Raw genomic sequence first — 14,309 nt, 5'->3', positions numbered from 1 at the left:
CCTAAGGTGACCCCACGACAGCGAACCCGTGGAGTGGTCATGACAACAACAATATCCCCCGACTCGCGATGGACGCGGCGGCGCAGCGAAAAGCAGCGGCGCCTCGAGCTGGTGCGAGGTCTTGCCGACGGTGTGGTGTTGCCCACCGACAACATCGTCGCAGCGCTGGAAGCGTTGATCCTGCCCGGCGACCGCGTGGTGCTCGAAGGCAACAACCAGAAGCAGGCGGATTTCCTCTCGCGCTCCCTGGCCAAGGCCGACCCCGCGAAGCTGCATGACCTGCACATGATCATGCCCAGCGTCGGGCGCGCCGAGCACCTGGACCTGTTCGAACGCGGCATCGCCCGCAAGCTCGACTTCTCCTTTGCCGGCACTCAAAGCCTGCGCATCAGCCAGTTGCTCGAAGACGGCCTGCTGGAAATCGGCGCGATCCACACCTACATCGAACTCTACGCACGGCTGGTGGTGGACCTGATTCCCAACGTCGTACTCTCGGCCGGGTTCATGGCCGACCGCGCCGGCAACATCTACACCGGACCGAGCACCGAAGACACCCCGGCACTGATCGAACCGGCAGCCTTCAGCGACGGTATCGTCATCGTCCAGGTCAACCAGTTGGTGGACGACGTCAGCGACTTGCCGCGGGTGGACATCCCGGCGTCCTGGGTCGACTTCGTGGTGGTGGCCGACAAGCCGTTCTACATCGAACCGCTGTTCACCCGCGACCCACGGCACATCAAGCCTGTGCACGTGCTGATGGCGATGATGGCGATCCGCGGCATCTACGAAAAACACAACGTGCAATCCCTCAACCATGGCATCGGTTTCAACACCGCGGCCATCGAACTGATCCTGCCGACCTACGGCGAATCCCTTGGCCTCAAAGGCAAGATCTGCCGCAACTGGACGCTCAACCCGCACCCGACGCTGATTCCGGCGATTGAAAGTGGCTGGGTCGAAAGCGTGCATTGCTTTGGCACCGAGCTGGGGATGGAAAACTACATTGCGGCGCGCCCGGATGTGTTCTTTACCGGGCGCGACGGTTCCCTGCGTTCGAACCGGATGTTCAGCCAACTGGCCGGGCAATACGCCGTGGACCTGTTCATCGGCGCGACGTTGCAGGTCGATGGCGACGGTCATTCTTCCACCGTGACTCGCGGGCGCCTGGCCGGTTTCGGCGGGGCACCGAACATGGGCCACGACCCGCGCGGGCGTCGTCACGGTACCCCGGCCTGGCTCGACATGCGCAACACCGATGTGGCCGAACCGATGCTCGAGCGCGGCAAGAAACTCGTGGTGCAGATGGTCGAGACCTTCCAGGAGGGCGGCAAACCGACTTTCGTTGAAACCCTCGATGCGGTCGATGTGGCGAAGAAAAGCGGCATGCCGCTGGCGCCGATCATGGTTTACGGCGACGACGTGACCCACCTGCTGACTGAAGAAGGCATCGCCTATCTGTACAAGGCGCGCTCGCTGGAAGAACGTCAGGCGATGATCGCCGCCGTCGCCGGGGTGACCGCCATCGGCCTGCGCCACAACCCCAAAGACACCGCACGCATGCGCCGCGAGGGCTTGATCGCCTTGCCAGAAGATCTCGGCATTCGCCGCACCGACGCTACCCGCGAGCTGCTCGCGGCGAAAAGCGTGGCCGATCTGGTGGAGTGGTCCGGTGGCCTCTACAACCCGCCCGCCAAGTTCAGGAGCTGGTAATGCACGCACTCAACCTGCAACCGAAAACCCTGAGCCTGGCCGAGCGGCTGGCGGACCTGGCGGTGGACGCGCTGATCGACGAGGCTGATCTGTCGCCGAAACCGGCACTGGTCGACCGTCGCGGCAATGGCGCCCACACCGATTTGCACCTGGGGCTGATGCACGCTTCGGCGCTGTCCCTGTGGCCAGCCTTCAGGGCGATGGCCGATGCCGCGATTGCGTTTGGCGAAATCGGCCTACCCCTGCGCGAGGCTGTCGGCCGGATCGGTCGTGAAGGCGAGCAAGCGATGCTCGACACCACGGGCGGCGTGAATACTCATCGCGGGGCGATCTGGGCCTTGGGCCTGTTGGTGACGGCCGCTGCGCTGGAACCTGAATCCACGGCTGCAAGCAGCGTATCGATTCGTGCGGCGCGCCTGGCTCTGCTCGACGACCGTTACGCACCGCGCCCACTCAGCCACGGCGCTCAAGTCGCCCAACGCTACGGCGCACGAGGCGCCCGTGAGGAGGCGCAACTCGGTTTTCCGGCAGTGACCCAACGTGCTCTGCCGCAACTCTTGCGCAGTCGTGCAGCCGGTCATGGCGAGCAGAACGCCCGGCTCGATGCGCTGCTGGCGATCATGACGAATCTGGCCGACACCTGCGTGCTGTACCGCGCTGGAGAACAAGGTCTGCAAACCATGCAACTCGGCGCCCAAGCAGTGCTCGATGCCGGGGGCAGTTCCAGCCTCGCCGGACGTCGCCGTCTGCATGAGCTGGATCAACAACTCATCGCGTTGAATGCCTCGCCCGGCGGCGCTGCGGACTTGCTCGCAGCCTGCCTGTTCATCGACCGTATCGCGTCGGGCGACAGCCTCAAACAGGGAGCTTTCTGATGGAAACCTTATCCTTTGAATTCCCCGCCGGGCAGCCGCCACGCGGTCGTACCCTGGTGGGCTGTGTCGGCTCGGGTGATCTGGAAGTGCTGATCGAACCGGGTCAGGCCGGCAAGCTGACAATCAACGTGCAGACCTCGGTCAATGGCAGTGAACAACGCTGGCAGCATCTGTTCGCACGGATGTTCGACGGCCAGACGCCACCGGCGATGGATATCGACATTCACGATTTCGGCGCGACCCCCGGCGTGGTGCGTCTGCGTCTGGAACAGGGCTTCGAGGAGATCAGCCATGACTGACAGCACATCGCTGCTCAACAAGCACAGCTTCGTCGAACTCGGTGCGCGGCAACGGGCCAGGGCCCTGCTCGACGCGGGCACCTTTCGCGAATTGCTCGATCCGTTCCAGCGCGTCATGTCGCCATGGTTGTCGCGCCAGGGTGTGGTGCCCCAGGCCGACGACGGAGTTGTTATCGCCAAGGGCAATCTCGATGGTTTGCCGGTGGTGATCGCGGCCATCGAAGGTGCGTTCCAGGGTGGCAGCCTCGGTGAAGTCGGCGGGGCAAAAATCGCCGGCGCACTGGAACTGGCCGCTGAAGACAACCGCAACGGTATCCCGACCCGCGCCGTGCTGCTGCTGGAAACCGGCGGCGTGCGCTTGCAGGAAGCCAACCTCGGTCTGGCGGCGATTGCTGACATTCACGCGGCGCTTGTCGACTTGCAGCAGTACCAGCCCGTGGTCGGTGTCGTGGCGGGCAGCGTCGGTTGTTTTGGCGGCATGTCGATTGCCGCAGGGTTGTGCAGCTATCTGCTGGTGACCCAGGAAGCACGGCTGGGCCTGAACGGTCCGCAGGTGATTGAACAAGAGGCCGGGCTTGAAGAGTACGACTCTCGCGACCGGCCCTTTATCTGGAGCCTGACCGGTGGCGAGCAGCGTTTCGCCAGTGGCCTGGTGGATCGCTATGTTGCCGACGACGTGGCGCAGATTCGCCAGCAAGTCAGCGAGTTGCTTGAGCAAGGTTTGCCAGCGCAACCGCGCAGCCGTCAGGCCGAGTTGTTCCTGCAGCGGTTGGCGCGACTGGACGCCGAACCGCAAATCGAGCCGTCCGTGGTTCGCGATCTGTACCAAGGAGAACGCCCATGAGCTCGTATTCCCTGCGTGGTTTGAACTGGTTCAACGCGTTGAGTGCCGGTGCAAACGCGGTCGAAGGCTTGCCGGCTTCGCTGAAGGTCGCGGACGGTGTGCTGGGCGATCAGCCGGTGCGTTTCATCGCGGTGGTGGCCGACCCGGAAAACCGCTTCGTCCGTGCACGCAATGGCGAAGTTGGCTTGCTCGAAGGCTGGGGCCTGGCCGAGGCCGTGGATGAAGTTATCGCCGCCGACCAGAACAAGACGCAAAAACGCGCCCTGATCGCCATCGTCGACGTGCCTAGCCAGGCTTACGGTCGACGCGAGGAAGCGCTCGGCATTCATCAGGCGCTGGCCGCAGCGGCGGGCAGTTACGCCCGTGCCCGTCTGGCCGGCCATGCAGTGATCGGTTTGCTGGTGGGCAAGGCGATGTCCGGGGCGTTTCTGGCCCACGGCTATCAGGCCAATCGCTTGATCGCCCTGCGCGATCCGGGGGTGATGGTGCATGCCATGGGCAAGGCGTCGGCGGCGCGGGTGACCTTGCGCAGTGTCGAAGAGCTCGAAGCCTTCGCCGCCAGCGTGCCGCCGATGGCTTATGACATCGACAGCTATGCCAGCCTCGGGCTGCTGTGGGAAACCTTGTCGGTGGAACAGATCGAGCAGCCGGCTGCGGCGGATCTGGCACGGGTGATCGAGTGCCTGCATCAGGCGATTGGCGATGTGGCCGCCGGTGGTCGTGATCTGAGTGGTCGCCTGGGTGCGAGCAATCGTGCAGCGTCGAGCAAGGTTCGCCAATTGCTGAGGGCGCAGTGGTGAATACGCTCCTGGCTCACGACTTGCTGTGGGGCATGACCCCGCAGCAATTGCCTGCGGATGCGCCTTCGTGGGTGATCGAGTCGATCAGTGCCGGGCAGCCGGTGGTGGTCCGTCGTGCCTTGTGCGCGGCGGGACAGGTGGCAGTGGGCGTGCGTGGGCCGCTGCGTGAACAGCGCTTTGCGACACGGATGGAAGTCGCCGTCATCACGCGGCGGGTGCGGCCGGAAGAACTCTGCCATGTTCAAGGCCTGCGTGACTTCCCGGCGCTGCGTGCCTTGGCACAACTGCGCTCGCACCTTGATGAGAGTGGCTGGGTTTGGGGTGTCAGCGGCAGCGCCGGATTCGAGTTGGCCAGCGGATTTGCCGCATTGCACAAGGGCAGCGATCTCGACCTGATTCTGCGTACACCATGTTCATTGACCCGCATCGAAGCGCAAGCCTTGGTCGCTGTGCTCGATACTGCCGAGTGCCGCGTGGACATGCAGTTGCAGACGCCATTTGGCGCCGTCGCCCTGCGCGAGTGGGCCGGTGCTTCGTCGCGGGTTCTGTTGAAAAATGCCACTCAAGCCAGTCTGGTGACTGACCCGTGGAACCCGCAGGAGCAGGCAGCGTGAGCAGCTTGCTGGTGTTCCCCGGTCAGGGCGCGCAGCAGCCGGGTATGCTCCAGCGTTTGCCTCGGGAAACCCTGAACGAGGCAAGTAGCGTGCTCGGTGAAGATGTATTGCTGCTGGATTCCGCCAAAGCACTGCAGTCGACGAGGGCAGTGCAGCTTTGCCTGCTGATCGCTGGCGTTGCCGCTTCACGCCAATTGGCGATGACGCCGGATTACGTGGCCGGTTTGTCCATTGGTGCCTACCCGGCCGCGGTGGTGGCCGGTGCCTTGAGTTTCAGCGATGCGTTGCATCTGGTCAGCCTGCGCGGTGAGCTGATGCAGCAGGCTTATCCACAGGGCTACGGCATGACCGCGATCATCGGTCTGGACCTGGCCACGGTTGAGGCACTGCTGGCCCGGGTGCATAGCGCAGAAACGCCGGTTTATCTAGCCAATATCAACGCCGATAACCAAGTAGTGATTGCCGGCAGCGATGCGGCGATGCAAGCGGTGACCGAATTGGCGAAAGGTTACGGAGCTGGCTTGGCCAAGCGTCTGGCAGTCAGCGTGCCGTCCCATTGCCCATTGCTTGAGGCCCCCGCGCAACGACTAGCCGAAGCCTTCGCCAAAGTGCCGCTGCACACACCGAAGTTGGGTTACCTGAGCGGCAGTCGTGCGCGTCCGCTGATCAAGCCCGAAGCCCTGCGTGACGACCTGGCTTTCAACATGTGCCGCATCGTCGATTGGCGCGGCACAGTACAAAGCGCCTACGAGCGCGGCGTGCGTCTACAGATCGAACTGCCGCCCGGTGCGGTGCTGACCGGGCTGGCGCGCCGGGTGTTCGAGCAAGGCACCGTGATTGCCTTCGACGGTGCGCGGCTCGATACCCTGCAGGCGCTGATGCGAGAGGAGGGTAGCCGCCACTCCTAAAACTCAGGCTTCGAACAACAAAAACAACATTCGAAATGCACTTTGAGGACTACAACAATGATTATTTACGGTGTGGCGCTGTTGGCGATCTGTACGCTGGCAGGGGTGATCATGGGTGACATGCTCGGTGTGTTGCTGGGTGTGAAGTCAAACGTCGGCGGTGTCGGGATCGCGATGATCCTGCTGATTTGCGCACGGTTGTGGATGCACAGGCATGGCGGCATGACCAGGGAGTGCGAGATGGGCGTCGGCTTCTGGGGCGCCATGTACATTCCAGTGGTGGTCGCGATGGCGGCGCAACAAAACGTGGTCACGGCGCTACACGGTGGTCCGGTGGCGGTGCTGGCGGCAATCGGTTCGGTGGTGGTTTGCGGTTGCACCATTGCCCTGATCAGCCGGACCCACAAAGGCGAACCCTTGCCCGATGAACCGGTGGATGTAACGTCGGCCGGCGCACCGGCAGGAGGTCGCTGATATGTGGGAACTCTTTGAGAAAGGCTTGGCAACTAACAGTCTGGTCACCGCATTCGCTTTCGTCGGCATCATCATGTGGGTGTCGGTAATACTCTCCAAACGCCTGACCTTCGGACGGATTCACGGCTCTGCCATCGCTATCGTCATCGGCCTGGTACTGGCCTGGGTCGGTGGCACGATGACCGGCGGGCAAAAAGGCCTGGCGGACTTGACGCTGTTTTCCGGCATCGGGTTGATGGGCGGCGCGATGCTGCGGGACTTCGCCATCGTCGCCACGGCGTTCGAGGTGCAGGCCACCGAAGCGAAAAAGGCCGGTTTGATTGGTGTGATCGCGCTGCTGTTGGGCACTGTGCTGCCGTTTATCGTCGGCGCGTGCATGGCCTGGGCGTTCGGTTACCGCGATGCGGTGAGCATGACCACGATTGGCGCAGGTGCGGTGACTTACATCGTCGGGCCAGTGACCGGAGCGGCCATTGGCGCCAGTTCCGATGTGGTGGCGCTGTCGATTGCCACCGGTCTGATCAAGGCGATTCTGGTGATGGTCGGTACACCGATGGCGGCGCGCTGGATGGGCCTGGACAACCCGCGTTCGGCGATGGTGTTTGGTGGATTGGCCGGGACGGTCAGTGGCGTGACCGCCGGCCTGGCGGCGACGGATCGGCGCCTGGTGCCTTATGGCGCGTTGACCGCGACTTTCCACACCGGGCTTGGGTGCTTGCTCGGGCCTTCGCTGTTGTTCTTCATTGTTCGCGGGATTGTCGGCTAGTCCAGTGAGCGCTTTTTGTGGCGAGGGAGCTTGCTCCCGCTGGGCTGCGTAGCAGCCCTGAGATCGGCTACCGAGATGAGTCAGGTAAATTCGGTGGCCTGGTTTTGCGGGCGCTTCGCACCCGAGCGGGAGCAAGCTCCCTCGCCACAAGGGTTTCAAGCCTGGCGATTGGCATACATCCGACACTCCGCCAGCAACGCCAGCAGGTTCGGATCACGCTCCTTGGCCTTCAGAAACACCACGCCAATGTGTTGCTGCAAGCGGTACTTTTCCTGCAACGGGATCAGCTTCACCCGGTTCTCGTACACCGCCGCAATCCGCCCCGGCAGCAACGCATAACCCACGCCCGAACTGACCATGCTCAGCAGCGTGAAGATGTCGTTGACCTGCATCGCCACCTTCGGCTCGAACCCTGCCTGCTCAAAAACCCGCTTGCCGTCCTGATGGGTGGCGAAGCCCTGGGTCAGGGTGATGAAGGTTTCGTCGCGGACCTCGGCCAGGTCGACTTCGGTTCGCTGGGCAAACTTCGAGTCGGCGGGTGTGGCGAGGAAAATGTCGTCGGAAAACAGCGGGATCTGTTCGCAATCCGGGTCATTGACGGTGTCGTCCAGCGACACCAGGATCGCATCGACTTCCATGTTCTTGAGCTTGTAGAGCAGGTCGATATTGGAGCCCAGAATCAGGTCGATGTTGAGCTCGCTGCGGCGGATCTTCAAACCCATGATCAGCTGCGGCACGGTCTTCACCGTCAGGGAATACAGTGAGCCCAGTTTGAAACGTTCGGCCGAGAACCCGGCGGCTTCGCGGGTCAGGCGCACACTTTCGACGACGTCCTGAATCAGCTTCTGCGCCCGTTCCTCCAGCACATAAGCGCTTTCCAGCGGCGTCAGGCTGCGGCCTTCGTGCTTGAACAACGGGCAGCGCAGGGCGCTTTCCAGGGAATGGATCGCCCGATGCACGCTGACGTTGCTGGTCTGCAACTCGGCGGCCGCCCGCGCCAGGTTGCCGGTGCGCATGAAGGCCAGGAACACCTCGAGTTTTTTCAGGGTCAACTCTTCATCGATCAGCATGGGGCGGACTCTTTTTGGAATGACTCGATTGTGCCCAATTACACCGGGTGCGTCGTACAGAAACATTGCGCTTTTACACTTGAAGCCTGAGCCTTGCGCTCTGCGGCAATGGAATTCGAGGTGAGCAACGCATGTATCACGGGGAAAAACTGAACGCCTGGACGCATTTGGTCGGGGCAGTGGCGGCGTTTGTCGGAGGGGTGTGGCTGATTGTGCTGGCCAGTCTCGACGGCAGTCCGTGGAAGATTGTCAGCATGGCGATCTACGCCTTTACCTTGCTGGTGCTTTACAGCGCTTCAACCGTGTACCACAGCGTGCGCGGACGCAAGAAAGAGATTATGCAGAAGGTCGATCACTTTTCGATCTACCTGTTGATCGCCGGCAGCTACACGCCGTTTTGCCTGGTGACCCTGCGCGGGCCGTGGGGTTGGACGTTGTTCGGCATCGTCTGGGGCCTGGCGCTGATCGGCATCCTGCAAGAGATCAAGCCGCGTTCCGAAGCGCGGATTCTATCGATCGTGATCTACGCGGTGATGGGCTGGATCGTACTGGTGGCGGTCAAGCCGTTGCTCGCGGCGCTGGGCACCGCCGGGTTTGCCTGGCTGGCCTCGGGCGGCGTGTTGTACACCGTGGGGATCATCTTTTTCGCCCTCGACCATCGGTTGCGACATGCCCACGGGATCTGGCACCTGTTCGTGATCGCCGGGAGCCTGCTGCACTTTGTGGCGATTCTGTTCTACGTCCTGTAAATCACCACAGGTTGTTCATCAGGCTTCAGGGTTGCGCAGGACTCAGGTTCTCCAATTGCTCCCGGGCGCGGCGACTGAAGATCTGCAACAGGTCATTGAGCGTGTGCGGCAGTGGTTCGCTGGCGCGAGTCACGGCGTACAGGGTGATCGGCAGTGGCGGGGCCAGCGGGCGGATGGTCGTGGTGCCCGGTGATGCGCCGAGGGCGGTGAACGGGTCGATCACCGCCAGGCCGGCACCGGATTCCACCATGGCCCGGGCCAGTGAATAGGTCTGTACGGCGATGCGTATCCGGGGCGGCGGCTCGACGGCTTCCAGATAACTGTCGAGCCGCGCGGCCAACGGATCGGCGCTGGACAGCCCGATCAGCGGCGCATTCGCCAGGGCCATCAGCGGCAGTGGCTGGCCGGCGTCGGCCGTCGGCCAGAAACCGTCGGGCGCCAGCGCCACCAGCACCCCCGAGGCCAGCGCCTGGGCCTTGAGCCCTGGGTGATCCGGGCATTGCAGGGTCAGGGCGACATCCACTTCGCGCATTAACAGGTTCTGCACCAGTTCGCGACTGTGGGCGCTGGAGAGTTCGCAGACGATATCCGGGTAACGCCCGGTCCATTCGTGAATGGCCGGCGGCAGTAATGACAGGGCCAGGGCCGGGGTGGCGCCGATGCGCAGACTGTGGCCGGGCTCGCGGCGCAGGCTCTGCGCCAGGCGTCGCACGCCTTGCAGGCTTTCGCTGACCTTGTCCACTTCGCGCTCCAGCTCCAGCGCTTCCGGCGTTGCCTGCAACTTGCCGCGTACTCGCAGGAACAGCGCAAAGCCCAATTGTTGCTCGGCGTGCTGCAACACCTTGCTCACCGCCGGCTGCGAGACGTGCAGCAATTGCGCGGCAGCGCTGATCGAGCCGGTCTGGCGGATGGCCTGGAAAATCTCGATGTGACGAAGGCGCATGGCAAGTCCATAACCTTTGTTTATGGGTTTGCCATCTTTATGCATTGTTCAACGCCTGTCACCTGGCTCTAACCTTGGCCTCGTCTTCACAACGGTTTTAAGGACGGACATGGCTCAGCGTGTGTGCATCATCGGAGGCGGCGTGATTGGTCTGGCAACGGCCTATGCGCTGGTGCGCGACGGCTTGGAGGTGACGGTGGTCGAGGCCCGGGACTCGCTGGGCAGCGAAACCAGCTTCGCCAACGGCGGCCAGTTGTCCTATCGCTATGTCGCGCCCCTGGCCGACGCCGGTGTGCCTTTACAGGCCATCGGCTGGATGCTGCGCGGCGATTCACCGCTGAAGCTGCGTCCGCGCTTCGACCCGGCCCAGTGGCGCTGGATGGCGTCGTTCCTCGGCGCCTGCCGGCGCTCGGTCAACCGTGAGAACGCCGCGCACTTGCTGCGTTTGGCGCTGTTCAGCCAGGACACTTTGAAGTCCTGGCGCGAGGACGATGGACTGACGGGATTCCAGTGGCGGCGCAATGGCAAACTGGTGACTTTCCGCCAGAACAGCAGCTTCGAGCGTGCGTGCCAGGGTTTGGCCGACCCGCAGCAACAGCAGGTGTTGTCGCCGGCCGAATGCGCACAACTGGAACCGGCGCTGATCGATGCGCCCTTTGTCGGGGCGATCTACACCCCGGACGAAGAGGTCGGCGATTGCCACGGTTTCTGCCAGCAACTGGCCGCCCGGTTGCGAGCGTCCGGCCGTTGCGAGTTTCGTCTCGGGCAAGCGGTGACTGGCATTCGCCACAGCAACGGCAGCGTCAACGCCATCGAACTGGGCGAGCAAGTAGTGCCGGTCGATCAACTGGTGATCGCCGCCGGCCACCGCAGTCCGCTGTTGGCGCTGCCCGGACTGCAACTGCCACTTTATCCGCTCAAGGGCTACAGCCTGACCGTGCCGATCGGCGCCGGTCACCTGGCGCCGGACGTAAGCATCACCGACTACGACCGCAAGATCGTCTTCGCGCGCATCGGCGAGCAATTGCGGGTGGCGGCGATGGTCGACATCGTCGGCTTCGACCCTGCTTTGGACCCCAGGCGCCTGGCGCTGATCAAGCGCCAGGCCCATGACACCTTTCCAAATGCCGGCGCCTATGACGAAGCCGTCGAATGGGCCGGCATGCGCCCGGCCACCCCCAACGGCGTGCCGTTGCTGGGCGCGACGGCGTACCGCAACCTGTGGCTCAACCTCGGCCACGGCGCACTGGGTTTCACACTGGCATGCGGCAGCGGGCGTTTGCTCAGTGAACTGATCGGCGAGCGCCGGCCTTCCATCGACCTGCGCGGTTTCAACCACCGGGCCGCCTGAATACTGATTTCTGAGGAGGACACTGCAATGACCATTACCCGACTGCACAGCAACTCGCGCCTGTCTGGCGCCGTGACCTTTGGCGACCTGGTGTTTCTCTCCGGGCAGGTGCCGGGCGATGCTCTGGATGCCAGCGGCCAGACCCGCGAAGTGCTGGCGAAAATCGAAACCTTGCTGGCCGAGGCGGGCAGCGACAAGGATCATCTGCTCAGCGCGACCATTTACCTGAAGAACATCACCGAGGATTTCGCCGCGATGAACGAGGTCTGGTCGGCATGGCTATCGCCGGGACAGGCACCGAGCCGCACCACTGTGCAGGCTGAACTGGCCCGCCCGCAGGTGCTGGTGGAAATCACCGTCATCGCTGCACGCGTCTGATAAACCAACACCCACAACGGAGAATAACAATGCAAAAAATCACGTTGCTCACTTGTACGCTCGGCCTGTTGCTCGGCAGTCAGGTTCAGGCCAATGAAGCGCCGCTGACCGGCACCCTGAGCAAGATCGCCAGCGCCAACAGCATCACCCTGGGCTATCGCGATGCTTCAGTGCCGTTCTCCTACGTGGGTGATCACAGCGGCACGCCGATGGGTTACTCGGTGGATCTGGCGGGCAAGATCGTCGAGCGCATCCAGCAGCAACTGGCGCTGCCGGACTTGAAGGTGAAGTACAACCTGGTGACCTCGCAAACCCGCATTCCACTGGTGCAGAACGGCACCGTTGACCTGGAATGCGGCTCCACCGGCGTGACCGCCGAACGGCAGAAACAGGTGGCGTTCTCCTATGGCTTCATCTACGTCAAAGGCCAGTTGCTGACGGCCAAAGACAGCGGGATCAAGAGCTTCGCCGACCTGCGCGGCAAGAACGTGGTGACCACCGCCGGCACCACCAACGAGCGCTTCTTGAAAAGCTACAACGTCGATCACAAGATCGACATGTTTGTGATCAGTGCCAAAGACCACGGCGAAGCCTTCCAGATGCTGCAATCGGGCCGGGCGGCGGCATTCTACATGGACGATGCGCTGCTCTACGGCGAGCGCGCGAAGGCCCATGACCCACACAAGTGGGTGGTGGTCGGGGAGGAGCAATCGCGGGAGATCTACAGCTGCATGGTGCGCAAGGATGATCCGCAGTTCCTGGCGCTGGTCAACGGCGCGCTGGCGGATTTGTACAGTTCGGGCGAGATCAATGGCATCTACAAACGCTGGTTCGAGCAGCCGATCCCGCCGAAGGGTTTGAACCTTGAATTCCCGATGACCAGCGAACTCAAGGCGATCATTGCCAAGCCGGTGAGCGATCCGGTGCAGTAGCAGCCAGATCGGCCTCTAGGCCGTGTCGTGGCCATTCGCGAGCAAGCCCGCTCCCACAATGATTGGGTTGACCACAACTTTTGTGCTCAACACAAAACCTGTGGGAGCGGGCTTGCTCGCGAAGAGGCACTAGAAGTCACCCCAGAGTTGCTGGGCCACCGCCAGTGCAACAACCGGTGCGGTTTCGGTGCGCAGCACTCTTGGACCGAGGCGGGCGGCGTGGAAGCCGCCGGCCTTGGCCTGATCGACTTCGGCATCGGACAAACCACCCTCCGGACCGATCAGGAATGCCAGACTTGAAGGTTTGGCGTGGCTCACCAGCGGCTCGGCCACCGGATGCAGGACCAGCTTCAGCCCGGCTTGCGTCTGCTTCAACCAGTCAGCCAGCAACAGTGGCGGATGAATCACCGGTACCCGTGAACGGCCGCACTGCTCGCACGCGCTGATCGCCACCTGGCGCCAGTGCAGCAGGCGTTTGTCGGCACGCTCGTCCTTGAGCCGGACTTCGCAGCGTTCGGTGAAGATCGGGGTGATTTCGCTGACGCCCAACTCCGTGGCTTTCTGAATCGCCCAGTCCATGCGCTCGCCCCGGGACAGGCCCTGGCCGAGATGGATTTGCAGCGGCGATTCGATTTGCCCGGCGAAGCTTTCATCGATCTGCACCACGACGCGCTTTTTGCCGACCTCGACCAGCCTGGCGCGAAACTCCTGGCCCGAGCCGTCGAACAACTGCAACGCATCGCCTTCGGCCATGCGCAGCACACGGCTGATGTAATGGGCCTGGGCTTCGGGCAATTCGTGCTCGCCGGTGCTCAAGGGGGCGTCGATGAAGAAGCGGGACAGTCTCATTGTGAATCTCTAAAAATTGGATCGGAGTCGCATTTGTGGCTGACGGGCCTCTGTGGCGAGGGGGCTTGCCCCCGTTGGGGCGCGAAGCGGCCCCTAATTCGGCCATTGGGTTACATCAGTTAAAACGCATTGGCCGTTTTACGACTGCTTCGCAGCCGAACGGGGGCAAGCCCCCTCGCCACAGGGTAATCAGTGACTGTCAGCCCGGATCACGGAACCCCGGATGGAAGTCTTTCGGCACCGCCACACTGACACTGTCACGGGTGGCGATATCGATCCCTTCGCTGGCCACTTCGGCAAGGAAATCGATTTGCTCCGGGGTGATCACATACGGCGGCAGGAAATACACCACGCTACCCAATGGACGCAGTAAAGCACCGCGCTCCAGGGCGTGCTGGAACACCTTCAGGCCACGGCGCTCCTGCCATGGGTAGGCTTCTTTGGTGGCCTTGTCCTTGACCATCTCGATGGCCAGTACCATGCCGGTCTGACGCACTTCGGAGACATTCGGGTGATCGACCAGGTGCGCGGTGGAGGAGGCCATGCGCTGCGCCAGGGCCTTGTTGTTCTCGATGACGTTGTCTTCTTCGAAAATATCCAGCGTCGCCAGGGCCGCCGCGCACGCCAGCGGGTTGCCGGTGTAGCTGTGGGAGTGCAGGAAGGCGCGCAGGGTCGGGTAGTCGTCGTAGAAGGCGCTGTAGACCTCGTCGGTGGTCATGCACGCCGCCAACGGCAGGGAACCGCCGG

General features: G+C 62.9%; 17 protein-coding genes. 13 read left to right on the top strand and 4 right to left on the bottom strand.

The genetic code is table 11. The annotated features are described in order from the left end of the window. Positions 1-39 precede the first annotated feature (39 nt). The 9 genes from mdcA to madM are packed head-to-tail and all read left to right on the top strand — an operon-like array spanning position 40 to position 7,290. Positions 40-1,710: a malonate decarboxylase subunit alpha gene (gene mdcA / locus PMI28_RS12480; protein WP_007987781.1), complete on the top strand. Its 1,671-nt coding sequence runs from the start codon at positions 40-42 to the stop codon at positions 1,708-1,710. After that, positions 1,710-2,585, top strand: coding sequence for a triphosphoribosyl-dephospho-CoA synthase (locus PMI28_RS12485; RefSeq protein ID WP_007987779.1), 876 nt, complete (start codon positions 1,710-1,712; stop codon positions 2,583-2,585). Before mdcA ends, PMI28_RS12485 begins: the two co-directional genes overlap by 1 nt. Beyond that, positions 2,585-2,884 carry a malonate decarboxylase subunit delta gene (locus PMI28_RS12490; protein ID WP_007987775.1) on the top strand — a complete coding sequence of 100 codons (300 nt, stop codon included), beginning with the start codon at positions 2,585-2,587 and terminating at the stop codon, positions 2,882-2,884. The genes PMI28_RS12485 and PMI28_RS12490 overlap by 1 nt, the downstream gene beginning before the upstream one ends. Next, positions 2,877-3,728 (top strand): biotin-independent malonate decarboxylase subunit beta, encoded by an 852-nt coding sequence (locus PMI28_RS12495; RefSeq protein WP_007987773.1) that lies wholly within the window; start codon positions 2,877-2,879, stop codon positions 3,726-3,728. Before PMI28_RS12490 ends, PMI28_RS12495 begins: the two co-directional genes overlap by 8 nt. Then, positions 3,725-4,528, top strand: coding sequence for a biotin-independent malonate decarboxylase subunit gamma (gene mdcE, locus PMI28_RS12500; protein WP_007987771.1), 804 nt, complete (start codon positions 3,725-3,727; stop codon positions 4,526-4,528). Before PMI28_RS12495 ends, mdcE begins: the two co-directional genes overlap by 4 nt. Further along, a complete protein-coding gene (locus PMI28_RS12505) occupies positions 4,522-5,142 on the top strand; it encodes a malonate decarboxylase holo-ACP synthase (RefSeq protein WP_007987770.1) in 621 nt (206 codons plus the stop codon). Before mdcE ends, PMI28_RS12505 begins: the two co-directional genes overlap by 7 nt. Next, on the top strand, positions 5,139-6,050 hold the full coding sequence (mdcH, locus tag PMI28_RS12510) for a malonate decarboxylase subunit epsilon (protein ID WP_007987767.1): 912 nt from the start codon (positions 5,139-5,141) through the stop codon (positions 6,048-6,050). Before PMI28_RS12505 ends, mdcH begins: the two co-directional genes overlap by 4 nt. A 57-nt stretch (positions 6,051-6,107) precedes the next feature. Beyond that, positions 6,108-6,524 (top strand): malonate transporter subunit MadL, encoded by a 417-nt coding sequence (gene madL, locus PMI28_RS12515; RefSeq protein ID WP_007987765.1) that lies wholly within the window; start codon positions 6,108-6,110, stop codon positions 6,522-6,524. Between the two features lies 1 nt (position 6,525). Then, positions 6,526-7,290: a malonate transporter subunit MadM gene (gene madM / locus PMI28_RS12520; RefSeq protein ID WP_007987763.1), complete on the top strand. Its 765-nt coding sequence runs from the start codon at positions 6,526-6,528 to the stop codon at positions 7,288-7,290. 155 nt (positions 7,291-7,445) lie between these two features. Here the strand turns inward: madM and PMI28_RS12525 are convergent, their stop codons facing one another. Further along, positions 7,446-8,360 (bottom strand): LysR family transcriptional regulator, encoded by a 915-nt coding sequence (locus tag PMI28_RS12525; RefSeq protein WP_007987761.1) that lies wholly within the window; start codon positions 8,358-8,360, stop codon positions 7,446-7,448. 131 nt (positions 8,361-8,491) lie between these two features. Between PMI28_RS12525 and trhA the strand changes: the two genes are divergently transcribed. After that, on the top strand, positions 8,492-9,109 hold the full coding sequence (gene trhA / locus PMI28_RS12530) for a PAQR family membrane homeostasis protein TrhA (RefSeq protein WP_007987759.1): 618 nt from the start codon (positions 8,492-8,494) through the stop codon (positions 9,107-9,109). 25 nt (positions 9,110-9,134) lie between these two features. Here trhA and PMI28_RS12535 read toward each other — a convergent pair whose 3' ends face one another. Continuing rightward, positions 9,135-10,052, bottom strand: coding sequence for a LysR family transcriptional regulator (locus PMI28_RS12535; protein ID WP_007987757.1), 918 nt, complete (start codon positions 10,050-10,052; stop codon positions 9,135-9,137). 109 nt (positions 10,053-10,161) lie between these two features. On the opposite strand from PMI28_RS12535, the gene PMI28_RS12540 reads away from it, so the two are divergent. Genes PMI28_RS12540 through PMI28_RS12550 form a run of 3 tightly spaced genes read left to right on the top strand, consistent with a single transcriptional unit; the run spans position 10,162 to position 12,713 of the window. Continuing rightward, positions 10,162-11,403, top strand: coding sequence for a D-amino acid dehydrogenase (locus PMI28_RS12540; protein ID WP_007987756.1), 1,242 nt, complete (start codon positions 10,162-10,164; stop codon positions 11,401-11,403). 27 nt (positions 11,404-11,430) lie between these two features. Then, positions 11,431-11,781 (top strand): RidA family protein, encoded by a 351-nt coding sequence (locus tag PMI28_RS12545; RefSeq protein ID WP_007987754.1) that lies wholly within the window; start codon positions 11,431-11,433, stop codon positions 11,779-11,781. Positions 11,782-11,810: 29 nt separating this feature from the next. Then, entirely contained in the window at positions 11,811-12,713 is a 903-nt protein-coding gene (locus tag PMI28_RS12550; protein ID WP_007987752.1) for a transporter substrate-binding domain-containing protein, read from the top strand. Positions 12,714-12,842: 129 nt separating this feature from the next. Here the strand turns inward: PMI28_RS12550 and PMI28_RS12555 are convergent, their stop codons facing one another. Then, positions 12,843-13,562 (bottom strand): 16S rRNA (uracil(1498)-N(3))-methyltransferase, encoded by a 720-nt coding sequence (locus tag PMI28_RS12555; protein ID WP_007987750.1) that lies wholly within the window; start codon positions 13,560-13,562, stop codon positions 12,843-12,845. Positions 13,563-13,761: 199 nt separating this feature from the next. Then, a partial coding sequence (locus tag PMI28_RS12560) for an aminotransferase class III-fold pyridoxal phosphate-dependent enzyme (RefSeq protein WP_007987748.1) occupies positions 13,762-14,309 on the bottom strand: 548 nt, incomplete at its 5' end.

Origin of the sequence: Pseudomonas sp. GM48 (genome assembly GCF_000282335.1) — a bacterium.
Classification (GTDB): Bacteria; Pseudomonadota; Gammaproteobacteria; order Pseudomonadales; family Pseudomonadaceae; genus Aquipseudomonas.
Note: the sequence above shows the minus strand (reverse complement) of the source record. Positions and strands in the feature narration are given on the sequence as shown.

What these genes read in the sequence shown, in the direction of transcription:
- mdcA (WP_007987781.1), top strand. Translation starts at nt 40, where the DNA reads ATGACAACAACAATATCCCCCGACTCGCGATGGACGCGGCGGCGCAGC.
- PMI28_RS12485 (WP_007987779.1), top strand. Translation starts at nt 1,710, where the DNA reads ATGCACGCACTCAACCTGCAACCGAAAACCCTGAGCCTGGCCGAGCGG.
- PMI28_RS12490 (WP_007987775.1), top strand. Translation starts at nt 2,585, where the DNA reads ATGGAAACCTTATCCTTTGAATTCCCCGCCGGGCAGCCGCCACGCGGT.
- PMI28_RS12495 (WP_007987773.1), top strand. Translation starts at nt 2,877, where the DNA reads ATGACTGACAGCACATCGCTGCTCAACAAGCACAGCTTCGTCGAACTC.
- mdcE (WP_007987771.1), top strand. Translation starts at nt 3,725, where the DNA reads ATGAGCTCGTATTCCCTGCGTGGTTTGAACTGGTTCAACGCGTTGAGT.
- madL (WP_007987765.1), top strand. Translation starts at nt 6,108, where the DNA reads ATGATTATTTACGGTGTGGCGCTGTTGGCGATCTGTACGCTGGCAGGG.
- madM (WP_007987763.1), top strand. Translation starts at nt 6,526, where the DNA reads ATGTGGGAACTCTTTGAGAAAGGCTTGGCAACTAACAGTCTGGTCACC.
- PMI28_RS12525 (WP_007987761.1), bottom strand. Translation starts at nt 8,360, where the DNA reads ATGCTGATCGATGAAGAGTTGACCCTGAAAAAACTCGAGGTGTTCCTG.
- trhA (WP_007987759.1), top strand. Translation starts at nt 8,492, where the DNA reads ATGTATCACGGGGAAAAACTGAACGCCTGGACGCATTTGGTCGGGGCA.
- PMI28_RS12535 (WP_007987757.1), bottom strand. Translation starts at nt 10,052, where the DNA reads ATGCGCCTTCGTCACATCGAGATTTTCCAGGCCATCCGCCAGACCGGC.
- PMI28_RS12540 (WP_007987756.1), top strand. Translation starts at nt 10,162, where the DNA reads ATGGCTCAGCGTGTGTGCATCATCGGAGGCGGCGTGATTGGTCTGGCA.
- PMI28_RS12545 (WP_007987754.1), top strand. Translation starts at nt 11,431, where the DNA reads ATGACCATTACCCGACTGCACAGCAACTCGCGCCTGTCTGGCGCCGTG.
- PMI28_RS12550 (WP_007987752.1), top strand. Translation starts at nt 11,811, where the DNA reads ATGCAAAAAATCACGTTGCTCACTTGTACGCTCGGCCTGTTGCTCGGC.
- PMI28_RS12555 (WP_007987750.1), bottom strand. Translation starts at nt 13,562, where the DNA reads ATGAGACTGTCCCGCTTCTTCATCGACGCCCCCTTGAGCACCGGCGAG.